Origin of the sequence: Streptomyces sp. NPDC048420, from assembly GCF_040651535.1 — a bacterium.
Taxonomy (GTDB): domain Bacteria; phylum Actinomycetota; class Actinomycetes; order Streptomycetales; family Streptomycetaceae; genus Streptomyces.
In genome coordinates, this window is sequence record NZ_JBEZKG010000009.1 from 98,001 (window position 1) to 111,379 (window position 13,379).

General features: G+C 70.5%; 11 protein-coding genes. 7 read left to right on the top strand and 4 right to left on the bottom strand.

Annotation, left to right across the window (positions count from 1 at the left end):
* Window positions 1-52: 52 nt before the first annotated feature.
* Entirely contained in the window at window positions 53-2,374 is a 2,322-nt protein-coding gene (locus AB0D34_RS17835; RefSeq protein ID WP_362662966.1) for an MFS transporter, read from the bottom strand.
* Window positions 2,375-2,558: 184 nt separating this feature from the next.
* Window positions 2,559-3,002: an SRPBCC family protein gene (locus tag AB0D34_RS17840; protein WP_362662514.1), complete on the bottom strand. Its 444-nt coding sequence runs from the start codon at window positions 3,000-3,002 to the stop codon at window positions 2,559-2,561.
* 134 nt (window positions 3,003-3,136) lie between these two features.
* On the opposite strand from AB0D34_RS17840, the gene AB0D34_RS17845 reads away from it, so the two are divergent.
* The 3 genes from AB0D34_RS17845 to AB0D34_RS17855 all read left to right on the top strand — a co-directional run bounded on the left by AB0D34_RS17845 (window position 3,137) and on the right by AB0D34_RS17855 (window position 6,342).
* A complete protein-coding gene (locus AB0D34_RS17845) occupies window positions 3,137-4,174 on the top strand; it encodes an Rv2578c family radical SAM protein (protein ID WP_362662516.1) in 1,038 nt (345 codons plus the stop codon).
* 134 nt (window positions 4,175-4,308) lie between these two features.
* Window positions 4,309-5,886, top strand: coding sequence for an alpha/beta hydrolase (locus AB0D34_RS17850; RefSeq protein WP_362662518.1), 1,578 nt, complete (start codon window positions 4,309-4,311; stop codon window positions 5,884-5,886).
* A gap of 57 nt (window positions 5,887-5,943) precedes the next feature.
* On the top strand, window positions 5,944-6,342 hold the full coding sequence (locus AB0D34_RS17855) for a RidA family protein (protein ID WP_362662520.1): 399 nt from the start codon (window positions 5,944-5,946) through the stop codon (window positions 6,340-6,342).
* A gap of 224 nt (window positions 6,343-6,566) precedes the next feature.
* On the opposite strand, the gene AB0D34_RS17860 is transcribed toward AB0D34_RS17855, so the two are convergent.
* Entirely contained in the window at window positions 6,567-7,142 is a 576-nt protein-coding gene (locus AB0D34_RS17860; protein WP_362662522.1) for an adenylosuccinate lyase, read from the bottom strand.
* A gap of 413 nt (window positions 7,143-7,555) precedes the next feature.
* On the opposite strand from AB0D34_RS17860, the gene AB0D34_RS17865 reads away from it, so the two are divergent.
* Both AB0D34_RS17865 and AB0D34_RS17870 read left to right on the top strand, forming a co-directional pair.
* Window positions 7,556-9,361 carry a 3-hydroxybutyryl-CoA dehydrogenase gene (locus AB0D34_RS17865; protein WP_362662524.1) on the top strand — a complete coding sequence of 602 codons (1,806 nt, stop codon included), beginning with the start codon at window positions 7,556-7,558 and terminating at the stop codon, window positions 9,359-9,361.
* Between the two features lie 160 nt (window positions 9,362-9,521).
* A complete protein-coding gene (locus AB0D34_RS17870; protein WP_362662526.1) occupies window positions 9,522-10,331 on the top strand; it encodes a TetR family transcriptional regulator in 810 nt (269 codons plus the stop codon).
* 52 nt (window positions 10,332-10,383) lie between these two features.
* Here the strand turns inward: AB0D34_RS17870 and AB0D34_RS17875 are convergent, their stop codons facing one another.
* Window positions 10,384-10,878 (bottom strand): FAD-binding oxidoreductase, encoded by a 495-nt coding sequence (locus AB0D34_RS17875; RefSeq protein WP_362662528.1) that lies wholly within the window; start codon window positions 10,876-10,878, stop codon window positions 10,384-10,386.
* 25 nt (window positions 10,879-10,903) lie between these two features.
* Here AB0D34_RS17875 and AB0D34_RS17880 point away from each other — a divergent pair, with 25 nt between their 5' ends.
* Both AB0D34_RS17880 and ccrA read left to right on the top strand, forming a co-directional pair.
* On the top strand, window positions 10,904-11,737 hold the full coding sequence (locus tag AB0D34_RS17880) for a helix-turn-helix domain-containing protein (protein ID WP_362662530.1): 834 nt from the start codon (window positions 10,904-10,906) through the stop codon (window positions 11,735-11,737).
* A gap of 291 nt (window positions 11,738-12,028) precedes the next feature.
* A complete protein-coding gene (gene ccrA / locus AB0D34_RS17885; RefSeq protein WP_362662532.1) occupies window positions 12,029-13,372 on the top strand; it encodes a crotonyl-CoA carboxylase/reductase in 1,344 nt (447 codons plus the stop codon).
* The last annotated feature ends 7 nt before the right edge of the window (window positions 13,373-13,379 follow it).

Consider the following 13,379-nt stretch of genomic DNA (forward strand, 5'->3'; position numbering starts at 1 on the left):
GAATTGGTTCGGACCGGCTCGCCCCGGCGCACGCCCCCGCACTGACGCCCTGTCAGTCCTCGTGTCCGAGCTGGAGATCCCGCTCCGTGCGACCGCCTCCGGCGACCTGGAGGACGGTGGCGACCGGTGGGTAGCCGGCGGCGATGACGGTGTACTCGCCGGTGGACAGGTCGACGAAGCGGAAGGTGCCGTCGAGGCCGGTGGTGAGGGTGTCGACGACGTTTCCGGCCGCGTCCAGGAGCGTCACGCGCGCGTTCTCGACGGCCCGGCCGCCGCCTGCCCGCACGGTGCCGCGCAGCACCGCGCCGCCCGCGAGCTCGATGTCCTGGCGGGTCTCCCGGGCGGCCTGGACGGTGACGGGGAGCGCGGCGGGACGGAACGCGCGGGCACTGGCCGCGAGGGTGTACTTTCCGGCGACCAGTTCGGTGATGACGTAGCCGCCCTCGCGTCCGCTGCGGGTGGTGGCCACGACCTCGCCGTGCACGTCGGTGAGCGTGACGGTCGCGCCCGGCACGGGCGTGCCGTCGGCGGTCAGCACGGCGCCCGCGAGCCGTCCGGCGCCGCCGAGGACGATGTCCAGTTCCACGGGGTGCTCTCCGACGGTCACGGAGACCGCCTGCGGCTGGTGGCCACCGGCGGCCGCGATGAGGACGTACGACCCCGGCCCGGGCGCCGGCAGCGCGCACCGCCCGTCCTCGCCGCTCGTGCCCCGCCCGATCTGCGCTCCGGCCACGTCGATGAGGGTGAGCGCGGCCCGGGGCAGGAGGGTCCCGTCGGAGTGCCGCACCGTGCCGCACACGGGGATTGAGGCGGTGTACGGCGTACGGGCCTGCGGGATCGGGGCGGTCTCCGTGTCGGGGGCGTTGTGGGACACCAGCGGTTTCTCCTTGAGGAAGAAGGCGATGAGCAGGCCGAGGACGAGCACCGGCACGAGGTAGAGGAAGATCCTCGGCATGGCGTCGGCGTAGGCCCGGACGTAGGCGTCGCGCAGCGCCGGGGGCAGGGCGTGGACGAGCTGCGGGGTGAGGGACTCGGGGTCGGGCAGCCCGGCGCCGGCGGGCAGTTCACCGGCGAGCGCGTCGGCCAGCCGGTGGGCGAAGAGGGCGCCGAAGATCGCCGCGCCGACGCTGCCGCCGATCTGCCGGAAGTAGTTGTTGGCGCTGGTGGCGGTCCCGAGGTCGGCCGGACGGACGGAGTTCTGCACGGCGAGGATCAGCACCGGCATCACCATGCCGATCCCGGCACCGAGGACGGCCATCCAGACGCTGTAGTGCAGCCGGGGGGTGTCGACTTCGAGGCGGGACAGCAGCCACATGCCGAGGACGGACAGGGCGCTGCCGAGGATCGGCCAGATCCTGTAGTGGCCGCTGTGGCTGATGAGTTGTCCGGAGACGACGGAGGCGCCGACGATGCCGGCCATCATGGGCAGCATCAGCAGCCCCGACTCCGTGGCGCTCGCGCCGTCGACCATCTGCAGGAAGGTCGGCAGATAGCTCGCCGCCCCGAAGAGCGCGACGCCGATCACCAGCCCCACCAGACCGGTGACGTTGAAGACGGAGTCCCTGAACAGCCGGAGCGGGATGAGGGGTTCGGCGGCGAAGTGCTCGGCGACGAGGAAGAGCACGGCGGACACGGCCGCTCCGGCGCCGAGTCCGAGGACGACCCGGGAGTCCCAGGCGTACTCGGTGCCGCCCCAACTGGTCAGCAGCACCAGGCAGGTGGAGGCGGCGGCGAGCAGCAGCGTGCCGAGGACGTCGAACCGCGCCTTCACTCGCGGCTTCGGAAGCTTCAGTACGGCGGTGACGACCGCGAGGGTGACCAGACCGAAGGGCACGTTGATGTAGAAGCACCAGCGCCAGGAGAGGTGGTCCGTGAACCAGCCGCCCAGCAACGGGCCCGCGACGGACGCGAGTCCGAAGGCGGCACCGATCAGGCCCATGAAGCGGCCACGCCGCCGGGGCGGCACGATGTCGGCGATGATCGCCTGCACACCGATCATGAGGCCGCCCGCGCCGACGCCCTGGACTGCGCGGAAGGCGATCAACTGGTCCATGGTCCCGGCCCGTCCGGCGAGCGCCGAGCCGATGACGAAGACGACGATCGCGAACTGGAAGACGCCCTTGCGGCCGAGCAGGTCGCCGAGCTTGCCGTAGACCGGCAGTCCGATCGTGGCGGTGAGCAGGTAGGCGGTGATCGCCCAGGACATCCGGTCCAGACCGTGCAGCTCACCGACGATCTTCGGGAGCGCGGTGGCGACGATCATCTGCTCCAGCGCGGCGAGCAGCAGCGCGAGCATGAGCCCGAAGAAGACCAACCGCACCCGGCGCGGGCCGAGTTCGACGGCCTGGGCGGGGGTCTTGGGGGGCTCTTCGATCCGTTCTTCCTCGCGCACCGGAATCGTCACGCCCACGGACCGCTCCCCTCGTCACGCCTGCCACGCATTTCCCGCTTTAGGCGACAACTACGAGCAAGCGTGACGAGTTACGGCGTTCCAGGGGGTCGTACGGAGATCCACTCGATCCGGTGACCGAGATCAACATCCGCCGAGCACGGGGGACTTACTTCTCGACCTCGGCGGCGAGCCGGTCGAGGAGGGAGTCGTAGATCCGGCCGAGACCCTTGGGGGCGAAGGTCTTCTCGAAGAAGCCGCCGATGCCGCCGGCGCCCTGCCAGACGGTGGTCACGACGACCCGGGACTTCCCCTCGCCGGCCGGGGTGACCCGCCAGGTGGTGACCATGGAGGAGTTGCGGTCCTTCTCCACGAGCTCACCGTCGGTGGGCTCGGTGACCTCCAGGAGGCAGTCGCGCACGCGCTTGCTGGTGGCCTGGAGCTTCCAGTGCACGAGGGTGCCCTCGCCGTCGCCGCCCTCACGCACCTCGTACTCGCTGAACTGCTCGGGGAGCACCTTCCCGCGCGTGCCGCTGTAGTCGGCGACGGCGTCGAACACCTTCTCCGCGTCCGCCGCGACGATCCGCTCCGTAGTGGCCTCGACCTGCGCCATCGACTTCCTCCAGGACTTCAAGTTCTCGGGGTCGGGGCAAGCCAACCACCCCCGCCCACGGGCGCCCAAATCGGGGTTGCACAAGAATTCGAACAAGTGTTTCACTCGGAGGGCAGTGCTACCGAGGAGGCCTCATGCGCTGGGAGAACCTCACCGAGTCCGCCGAGCACGGACGGGCCGACGCCGCCCTGTTCGGCGCCGACGCGGTGGTCAGCCGTACCTTCGACACGCCCGAGTTCGCCGGGATCACGTTCCACGAGATCCGGGCCCGCTCGATCATCAACCGGGTGCCGGGCGCCTCCCGCATGCCCTTCGAGTGGACGGTCAACCCCTACCGGGGCTGCACGCACGCGTGCGTGTACTGCTTCGCCCGCAAGACGCACAGCTACCTGGACCTGGACACCGGCCTCGGCTTCGACTCACAGATCGTGGTCAAGGTGAACGCGCCGGAGCTGCTGGCCCGCCAGCTGGGTTCGCGGCGCTGGGCGGGCGACCACATAGCGATGGGCACCAACGTCGACTGCTACCAGCGGGCGGAGGGCCGCTACCGCCTGATGCCGGGCATCATCGCCGCCCTGCGCGACCACGCGAACCCCTTCTCGATCCTGACCAAGGGCACGCTGATCCTGCGCGACCTGGACCTGCTCCGGCAGGCCGCCGAGGTGACGGACGTCGGCATCTCCGTCTCGGTCGGCTTCACCGACCCCGCCCTGTGGCGGACGGTCGAGCCGGGCACACCGGCTCCGGAGCGGCGCCTGGACGTCGTACGGACGCTGGGCGAGCACGGCATCGGGTGCGGGGTGCTGATGGCACCGGTGATCCCCTTCCTCAGCGACCATCCGGCTCAGCTGCGGGCAACCGTTCGCGCGATCGCAGCCGCGGGGGCCACCTCTGTCACCCCGCTGGTGCTGCATCTGCGGCCGGGCGCCCGGGAGTGGTTCATGGCCTGGCTGGAGCGGGAGCACCCGTATCTGGTGCGCCGCTACGAGCGGCTCTACGCGGACGGCGCCTACGCCCCGAAGTGGTACCAGCGCCGGATCACCCGTCAGGTGCACGAGCTGGCCCAGGAGTACGGCATCGGTCCCGCGGGCGCCGGGATGCCGCGGCGGATCCGCGAGCCGGAACCCGAGGCCGAGCCGAAGTCCGAACCGACCCAACTCACGTTGATCTGAGAGCGTTCGAGCGCACCGGACGGCCCAATCGGGTCAAGTATTGCCAGAACACGTTCTTCCGGGCGTACTTTCCGGGACGATGCGGCGTGGACCGTGACCCTCGCGGTCCGGAACCTCCGTCCTGGGAGGACCTCATGAGAAAACGCGCAGCCGTGCTGTGCGGTGCCGCGGTCGTCGTGGCCGGGACCTTCACCGCCGTCCCCGCCGACGCGAGCACCCCGCGGGCCACGCAGACCGTTCACGCCGCCGAGCTCACCTGGAAGAAGTGCGGTACCACCGACTACCCGACGCTGCAGTGCGCGTCCCTGAAGGTGCCGCTCGACCACGCGAACCCGCGCGGGAGGCAGATCACCCTCGCGCTGTCCCGCGTGCCGCACACCGCGAAGAAGTACCAGGGCCCGCTGCTGGTCAACCCCGGCGGTCCCGGCGGCAGCGGTCTGACGCTCGCCGGATTCGTCGCCTCCGCCCTCCCCAAGGCGGTCGCGGCCCAGTACGACGTCGTCGGCTTCGACCCGCGCGGGGTGGGCAAGAGCACGCCCGCCCTCAACTGCAAGCCGGGCTACTTCAACCCGGTGCGCCCGGACTCCGTGCCGAGCACACCCGCGATCGAGAAGGCCAACCTCAAGCGCGCCAAGTCCTTCGCCGCCGCCTGCGGCCAGAAGTACGCGAGCGTGCTGCCGTACATCAACACCATCAACGCCGTGCAGGACATGGACTCGATCCGCCGGGCCCTCGGCGCCGAGAGGATCAACTACTTCGGTTACTCGTACGGCACCTACCTCGGCGCGGTCTACGCCAAGCTCTTCCCGCACCAGGTGCGCCGCCTGGTCCTGGACTCGATCGTCGACCCGACCGGCGTCTGGTACGACGACAACCTCGCCCAGGACTACGCCTTCAACGACCGGCACCGGGCCCTGATGGCCTGGATCGCCAAGTACAACTCCACGTACAAGCTCGGCACCGACCCGGAGAAGATCGAGGCCAAGTGGTACGCGATGCGGGCGGCCCTCGCCAAGAAGCCCGCGGGCGGGAAGGTCGGCGCCTCCGAGCTGGAGGACACCTTCATCCCCGGCGGCTACTACAACGGCTACTGGCCCTACCTGGCCGAGGCGTTCTCGGCGTATGTGAACAAAAAGAACGCCGACCCGCTGGTCGAGGCATACGAGAACTTCACCGCGGTGGACGCGGCCGGGGACAACGGCTACAGCATCTACACCTCGGTGCAGTGCCGTGACGCCTCCTGGCCGCGCGACTGGCGGCAGTGGCAGAAGGACAACTGGGCCGTGTACGAGCAGGCCCCGTTCATGGCGTGGAGCAACGCCTGGTACAACGCGCCGTGTGCGTTCTGGCCCACGGAGTCGCTGCGGCCGGTGAACGTCGCCAACGGCAAGCTGCCGCCGGCGCTGCTCTTCCAGGCGACGAACGACGCGGCCACCCCGTACGAGGGCGGCGCGACGGTCCATCGTCTGCTGGCGGGGTCCAGCCTGGTCGTCGAGCAGGACGGCGGGAACCACGGCATCACGCTGAGCGGGAACAAGTGCCTGGACAAGCACCTGGCCGCGTATCTGACCGACGGCAAGGTGCCGCACGGTCACGGCGAGGCCGACGCGGTGTGCAAGGCGCTGCCCGACCCGAAGCCGCTGAGTTCCAAGGCCGCGTCGACGTCCTCGCGGGGTTCGACGCTGCACGGACTGCTCGGCTTCCGCGGCTGAGCGCCTGACGCTCCGTCGGGGACGGGCGTTGTCAGTGCCGTGGTCCACCATGGACGTATGAGTGAGCTGACCAGGATTCCCGCCCCCGACGGGGTCGCCCCCGCGGCCCCGTACTCCCATGTGGTGCTGGGCCGCGGCCGTTTCGTCGCCGTCTCGGGCCAACTCGCCCTCGACGAGGACGGCAAGCTCGTCGGCGACGGCGACGCCACGGCCCAGGCCCGCCAGGTCTTCGAGAACCTCCGCCGCTGCCTGAGTGCCGCCGGGGCGACCTTCGACGACGTCGTCAAACTCACCTACTTCGTCACGGACATGACCCACATGCCGGCCCTCCGCGCGGCCCGCACCGAGCACATACCGGACGACCGGCTGCCGGCGTCCTCAGCGGTGCAGGTGGCGGCGCTGGTGCGGCCGGAGTTCCTGATGGAGGTGGAGGCGTTCGCGGTGGTGGGCGAGTAAATCGGAGGCCGAGGGGGCGGGTGGCGCCCAGGGTGCCGCCGTGGACGACGACCGCTTGTCTGATCGCACCTCCGCCGACCTCACACGCGCCCCTACCTCCACCGACCCGCTCACGTTGCGCCAACCGGCGCAGGCAGTGGCTGTCCGGGGGAGGTCTGGGGTCCGGCGCCTGCAGCCGACGCCATCACTCGGCACCGCCGCTTGCCATCCGCCGCCCCGCCTACTCACCGCTGCTTGGGAATCCGCGCCAACGCCCGTACCGCCGCCTCCGCCAGCGCCGGATGTGCGAGGGCCTCGTTCAGGACGGGTCTGGCGCGGGTGTCCGCCAGCGTGCCCAGGCCCTCCACGCAGGCGAGGGCCACGCGCCGGTAGGGATCGTGCGGGCGCAGTCGGCGTTCCAGCGTGGTGATCAGCGCGGGTACCGACTCGGGGGCGCGCAGGTCGGCGAGGAGCCGGACCGGGTGCAGGGCGTAGGCGACGCGGAGTTCGTTGGTCGCGAGGGCCGCGGCCGCGCGGGCCGTGCGCGGGTCGTCGAGCCGGGTGAGGGCGTACGCGGCGGCGGCGCAGCGCGCCGGATCCCGGTGGTTGAGCAGCAGGACGAGCGACTCGAAAGCCCGGCGGTCCCCCGCGAGGCCCAGCCGGAACGCGGCCAGCTCCCGGGCCCACAGTGGTTGTCCCGCTTCGGTGAGCACTCCGGCCAGCTCGTCCGGGTCCTGGGTCGCCGCCAGCCGGTCCACGGCGGCCGGCGCTCCCGACTCCTGCCGTAAACGCTCCGTGAGCGATCGCAACTCTTCGTCCATGAACCCGAGGTTAGGGGGCGCGCACGTAGCGCGGGACGTACATCACAAATCCGGGGGCTGGCGCGCTCGTTACCCACCGGTTAAGCTCAGACGAGCGAGTTACCCACTCGTGGAACTCCTTGCGGTGGCCTGGTGACGCAGCCGCCGTAAGCGCAGTCGGTTCGGTACCTCAGGTACCGCCAGTACGACCCGGCTTGGGACAGGGCCGGTCGGCTTCCACCGTTCTCCGGGCATGTGCAATGCCCTCCCCCACTCTCGGCTTCGCTCGAGCGGGGGACCCCCATCGACGGCCCGGGCGTGTGCGCCAGTAGCCCGGCAACACCCGCATTCCGCAATGCCTCACGCACCCGGTGCGCGCTCTCGGCGTACCGGGTCGCTCTCCCAGTCGTCACCCTCATTCCTGGAGTCCCGCGATGGCCACTCCCCTGTCCGACACCTCTTCGTCCCCGCTCAAGACGATCGCCGTCGTGGGCCTCGGCACCATGGGCACCGGCATCGCCGAGGTCCTCGCCAAGGCCGGCCGCGAGGTCGTCGGCATCGACATCAGCGAGGCAGCTGCCGCCAAGGCCGTCGCCACCCTGGAGACCGCGACCGCCCGCGCCGTGGAGCGCGGCCGGATCACCGAGCAGGAGCGCGCGGACGTCCTCGCCCGCGTCCGCACCTCAACCGATCTGCGGGCCGCGGCCGACGCCGACCTCGTCATCGAGGTGGCTCCGGAGTCGTACGAGGTCAAGCACCAGATCTTCCGCGAGCTGGACGGGATCGTGCGCCCCGAGACGATCCTCGCGACCGGCACCAACGCCCTGTCGGTGACCCGTCTGGCCGCCGACTCGGCCCGCCCGGAGCGCGTGCTCGGTCTGCACTTCTTCAACCCGGCGCCCGCGATGAAGCTGGTCGAGGTCGTCTCCTCGGTGCTCACCGCCCCGGCCGCCGTCAGCGCGGTCACCGATCTCGCCGTCGACCTCGGCAAGGAGCCCGTCGCGGTCGGCGACCGGCCCGGGTTCGTCGCCGACGGGCTGCTGTTCGGCTACCTCAACCAGGCGGCCGCGATGTACGAGGCGAAGTACGCCTCCCGCGAGGACATCGACGCGGCGATGCGGCTCGGTTGCGGTCTCCCCATGGGCCCCCTCGCCCTGCTCGACCTGATCGGCGTCGACACGGCACGCACGGTCCTGGAGGCCATGTACGTCGAGTCCCACGACCGGCTGCACGCCCCCGCCCCGATCCTCAAGCAGCTCAGCGAGGCTGGTCTGACCGGTCGTAAGTCCGGCCGCGGCTTCTACACCTACGAGGCGCCGGGCAGCGCGACGGTCGTGCGGGACGCGCTGACGCCCCTGGAGAGCTCCACGCGGGCCCCGGGCCGCGAGGTGCGCTCCGTCGGTGTCGCCGGCTCCGGAACCATGGCGTCCGGTATCGCCGAGGTGTTCGCCAAGGCCGGGTACCAGGTCCTCCTCGCCGCCCGCAGCGAGGAGAAGGCGCAGACGGCGAAGGCCCGTATCGGCAAGTCGCTTTCCCGCTCTGTCGACAAGGGCCGGATGACCGCCGAGGCGGCCGCGCAGACCCTGGACCGGATCACCGCGGCGGGCTCCTACGATGCCTTCGCCGACGTCGACCTGGCCGTCGAGGCCGTCGCCGAGGACCTGGAGATCAAGCAGCAGCTGTTCCAGACGCTGGACAAGGTCTGCAAGCCGGGCGCGGTCCTGGCCACCACGACCTCCTCGCTGCCGGTCGTCGCCTGCGCCCGCGCCACCTCGCGCCCGCAGGACGTGATCGGCATGCACTTCTTCAACCCGGCGCCGGCGATGAAGCTGGTCGAGGTCGTCCGTACGGTGTTGACGGCCGAGGACGTCCACTCAACGGTTCACGAGGTGTGTGGACGGATCAAGAAGCACGCGGTCGACTGTGGAGACCGTGCGGGCTTCATCGTGAACGCCCTGCTTTTCCCGTACCTCAACAACGCGATCAAGATGGTGCAGGAACACTATGCATCTCTTGACGACATTGATGCCGCGATGAAGCTGGGCGGCGGCTACCCGATGGGCCCCTTCGAGCTCCTGGACGTCGTCGGACTCGACGTATCGCTTGCGATCGAAAAGGTCCTGCACCGGGAGTTCCGCGACCCCGGCCTGGCTCCGGCCCCGCTCCTGGAGCACCTGGTGGCCGCCGGCTGCCTCGGCCGCAAGACCGGGCGTGGCTTCCGCGAATATGCCCGCCGCTGAGCCCGTCGGCGACTGGTTCACAGACGGCGAGGACTGGGGCGGGCTGCTCGATCCGGGCAGCCTTCCCCCGCCGACCCCGCCCGGTACCACCCCGCCGGTCCCGGGCGGGGCAAACCCCGGACACGCGCACCAACCTGCGCACATGCAGTACGTTCGGGTCATGTCCCAGCCCGCCAGGTCCTCCCGTACGCCAGCCACGCCCGACGCGCCGGAAAGTGCCGCAGGCAGCCGCGCGGCCGCCCAGCGGCTCAAGATGCGCCGCGAACTGGCGGCCGCCGCGATGGAGCTGTTCTCCACCAAGGGGTACGAGGCGACCACCGTCGACGAGATCGCGGCCGCGGCCGGGGTCGCCCGCCGCACCTTCTTCCGCCACTTCCGCTCCAAGGAAGAGGCGATCTTCCCCGACCACGACGACACGCTGATCCGGGCGGAGGCGGTGCTGAACGCGGCCCCCGCGCACGAGCACCCGCTCGACACCGTGTGCCGCGGCATCAAGGAAGTCATGAAGATGTACGCGGCCCGGCCGGAGATCTCGGTCGCCCGCTACAAGCTGACGCGCGAGGTCCCGACACTGCGGGAGGCGGAGATCGCGTCGGTGGCGCGCTATGAGCGCCTGTTCACGCGGTACCTCCTCGGACACTTCGACGAGCACGCGCACGACGACGACGCGAACGACGATCCGTTGCTGGCGGAGGTCGCCGCGTCGGCCGTGGTCACCGCGCACAACCATGTGCTGAGGCGCTGGTTGCGGGCCGGGGGGCAGGGCGATGTGGAGGGACAGCTGGACCATGCCTTCGCGATCGTGCAGAAGACCTTTGGGAGGGGGATCGGGGCGGGGCGGGATGCCTCGCCGCGACCCGCTCCTGCGAGCGTGGCTTCGCAGGGGGAGGTTCTGGTGACTGTTGCTCGTACGGATGCGCCGCTGGATGAAGTGATGCGTGCCATCGAGCAGGCGCTCAAGGAGCGTTGACGGGTGCGGGTGTGTGGGGGCTGGTCGTACAGTTCCCCGCGCCCCTGGGGAGTCACCACCGGGTCGGTGAGAATCTGCCTGCCAGCTCCGGGTCGGCATCACCCGTCACCCATCCGGCGATCAGCCGTCCTGTCACTGGCGCCGGCATCAGACCCAGCATGTTGTGGCCTGTCGGCGGGCCTGTCACAGGCAGGCCGTCCGGGGTCATCGGGCGGGCGCCCATCCACTCCTGCTCCCGACGGTCCCAGTCCGCGCCCGGCAAGTACCGCCGGGTGGCCGCGGCCAGCGCATCCACGCGACCCTGCCTGAAACGGTCCGGGTCCCGGTCGAACTCCATCGTCCCGGCGACCCGAACGTCAGCGACAGCAGCATCGACGCCGCGATCTGCCACAGCGGCTGCGACCCCGTGGACAGAGAAGCTGTAACCCTTGCCGGCCGCGAGGTCGAGGCGTACGCCCAGGGAGCGGCACAGCTCCCGGGACCACACCCCCGCGGCCACGACCACGGTGTCCGCCGCGTACGTCCCAGCAGTCGTACGAACCTCCACACGCCCCCGTTCCTCTCGTACGGCGATGACACGCGCCCCCTCCACTGGCCTGGTGGTGCGGCGGCAGACCGAGATCCTGCTCGAGGAGGCCGCGCTGCTGCGCTCCCGGCTGCTGCACGAGCGGGCGGTCGACGACTGCGTACGGGACATCGCGCTCTACGACCCCGACGTGGTCGACGCCGAGACGGTCGAGGCGCGGCTGGGGGAGCTCGGGGTGGATCCCCGGCGGCCGCGCACCGCGGTGGTGCTGGACGTCCGCGCGTGCGGGGTGTCCCGGATGTCGCTGCTGCGGACCGTACGGGAGGTCTTCGGCGGCGGCCAGGACGTGGCCGGCGAGCTGGCCGCCGGACGGTACCTGGTGCTGCGGGCCGAGGACGCGGCCCTCGTCGAGCGGTGCTCCGCGCTGGTCGAGCGGCTCCGGGACCGGCACGCGGCCGAGGCCCGGGCCGGGATCGGTGAGCCGGGCCGGGGCGTCACCGGGATGCACGACTCGTACCGGGACGCGGCACTGGCACTGCGTGCCGGGCCCCGCCTGGACCCGGACGGGCGGGTGTACCCGGTGACCGGACTGCGGGTCCCCCAGCTGGTCGCCTCCGTCGTACGGCAGGAGCGCGCCCGGTACGCGGCCGTACTCCTCGCGGGACTGCGCGAACGGGAGGACTGGCCGGTGCTGCGGGAGACGCTGATCGCGTGGGCGGAGTGCGGGTGCCGGCTGGTCGGGACGGCGGAGCGGCTGGCGATCCACCGGAACACACTGCTGTACCGGCTGACGAAGATCGAGGAACTGAGCGGGCGCGAGGTGCGCGAGCCGCGGACGGCGATGGGGATGTACCTGGCGTGTCTGGCTGATGCCCTTTAGCACCTACTTGCCGGTAACTATGATCGATCATCGCTCATTTGTTACGTAAAGATTTCATCTGAGAGCAAGAACTGGCACTCCGTGCCTTGCGAGCTGGCACGCGGTGTCATACGTTGAAGGGGTTCCGGGCACCTGTCCCAGCGAGCCCACAGCTCGCCCGCCCGGACGCCTGCGTCACAGGCAACCTCCCGCGCCACAAAGCGCTGCCGAGCAAGAACACCGCCGAACCGACGGCACCGACGTAACCCTCAGCGTCCCTCCCTCAGGACGCGTATCGCCGGAGGCAACACCGTGACCGTGAAGGACATCCTCGACGCGATCCAGTCGCCGGACTCGACTCCGGCCGACTTCGCCGCTCTGCCGCTCCCCGAGTCGTACCGCGCGATCACCGTGCACAAGGACGAGACGGAGATGTTCGCGGGCCTGGAGACCCGCGACAAGGACCCGCGCAAGTCGATCCACCTCGACGACGTGCCGGTGCCCGAGCTCGGCCCGGGCGAGGCCCTGGTCGCCGTCATGGCGTCCAGCGTCAACTACAACTCCGTGTGGACCTCGATCTTCGAGCCGCTGTCGACCTTCGGGTTCCTGGAGCGCTACGGCCGCACCAACGACCTGGCCAAGCGCCACGACCTGCCGTACCACATCATCGGCTCCGACCTCGCGGGCGTCGTCCTGCGCACCGGCCCCGGCGTCAACGCCTGGAAGCCCGGCGACGAGGTCGTCGCGCACTGCCTGAGCGTCGAGATGGAGTCCTCGGACGGCCACAACGACACGATGCTCGACCCCGAGCAGCGCATCTGGGGCTTCGAGACCAACTTCGGCGGCCTGGCGGAGATCGCGCTGGTGAAGTCCAACCAGCTGATGCCGAAGCCGGACCACCTCAGCTGGGAGGAGGCCGCCGCTCCCGGTCTGGTCAACTCCACCGCGTACCGGCAGCTCGTCTCCCGCAACGGCGCCGGTATGAAGCAGGGCGACAACGTCCTGATCTGGGGCGCGAGCGGCGGTCTCGGCTCGTACGCCACGCAGTTCGCGCTGGCCGGCGGCGCCAACCCGATCTGTGTCGTCTCCAGCGACCAGAAGGCGGACATCTGCCGCTCCATGGGCGCCGAGGCGATCATCGACCGCAACGCCGAGGGCTACAAGTTCTGGAAGGACGAGCGGACCCAGGACCCGAAGGAGTGGAAGCGCTTCGGCAAGCGCATCCGCGAGCTGACCGGCGGCGAGGACATCGACATCGTCTTCGAGCACCCCGGCCGCGAGACCTTCGGCGCCTCCGTCTTCGTCACCCGCAAGGGCGGCACCATCACCACCTGCGCCTCGACCTCGGGCTACATGCACGAGTACGACAACCGCTACCTGTGGATGTCCCTGAAGCGGATCATCGGCTCGCACTTCGCCAACTACCGCGAGGCCTGGGAGGCCAACCGGCTCATCGCGAAGGGCAGGATCCACCCGACCCTCTCCAAGGTGTACTCCATGGAGGAGACCGGCCAGGCGGCCTACGACGTGCACCGCAACCTCCACCAGGGCAAGGTCGGCGTGCTGTGCCTGTCCCCCGAGGAGGGGCTCGGCGTGCGCGACGAGGAGATGCGCGCCCAGCACATCGACGCCATCAACCGCTTCCGCAACATCTGAGGAGCGC

What these genes read in the sequence shown, in the direction of transcription:
- AB0D34_RS17840 (WP_362662514.1), bottom strand. Translation starts at nt 3,002, where the DNA reads ATGGCGCAGGTCGAGGCCACTACGGAGCGGATCGTCGCGGCGGACGCG.
- AB0D34_RS17845 (WP_362662516.1), top strand. Translation starts at nt 3,137, where the DNA reads ATGCGCTGGGAGAACCTCACCGAGTCCGCCGAGCACGGACGGGCCGAC.
- AB0D34_RS17850 (WP_362662518.1), top strand. Translation starts at nt 4,309, where the DNA reads ATGAGAAAACGCGCAGCCGTGCTGTGCGGTGCCGCGGTCGTCGTGGCC.
- AB0D34_RS17855 (WP_362662520.1), top strand. Translation starts at nt 5,944, where the DNA reads ATGAGTGAGCTGACCAGGATTCCCGCCCCCGACGGGGTCGCCCCCGCG.
- AB0D34_RS17860 (WP_362662522.1), bottom strand. Translation starts at nt 7,142, where the DNA reads ATGGACGAAGAGTTGCGATCGCTCACGGAGCGTTTACGGCAGGAGTCG.
- AB0D34_RS17865 (WP_362662524.1), top strand. Translation starts at nt 7,556, where the DNA reads ATGGCCACTCCCCTGTCCGACACCTCTTCGTCCCCGCTCAAGACGATC.
- AB0D34_RS17870 (WP_362662526.1), top strand. Translation starts at nt 9,522, where the DNA reads ATGTCCCAGCCCGCCAGGTCCTCCCGTACGCCAGCCACGCCCGACGCG.
- AB0D34_RS17880 (WP_362662530.1), top strand. Translation starts at nt 10,904, where the DNA reads ATGACACGCGCCCCCTCCACTGGCCTGGTGGTGCGGCGGCAGACCGAG.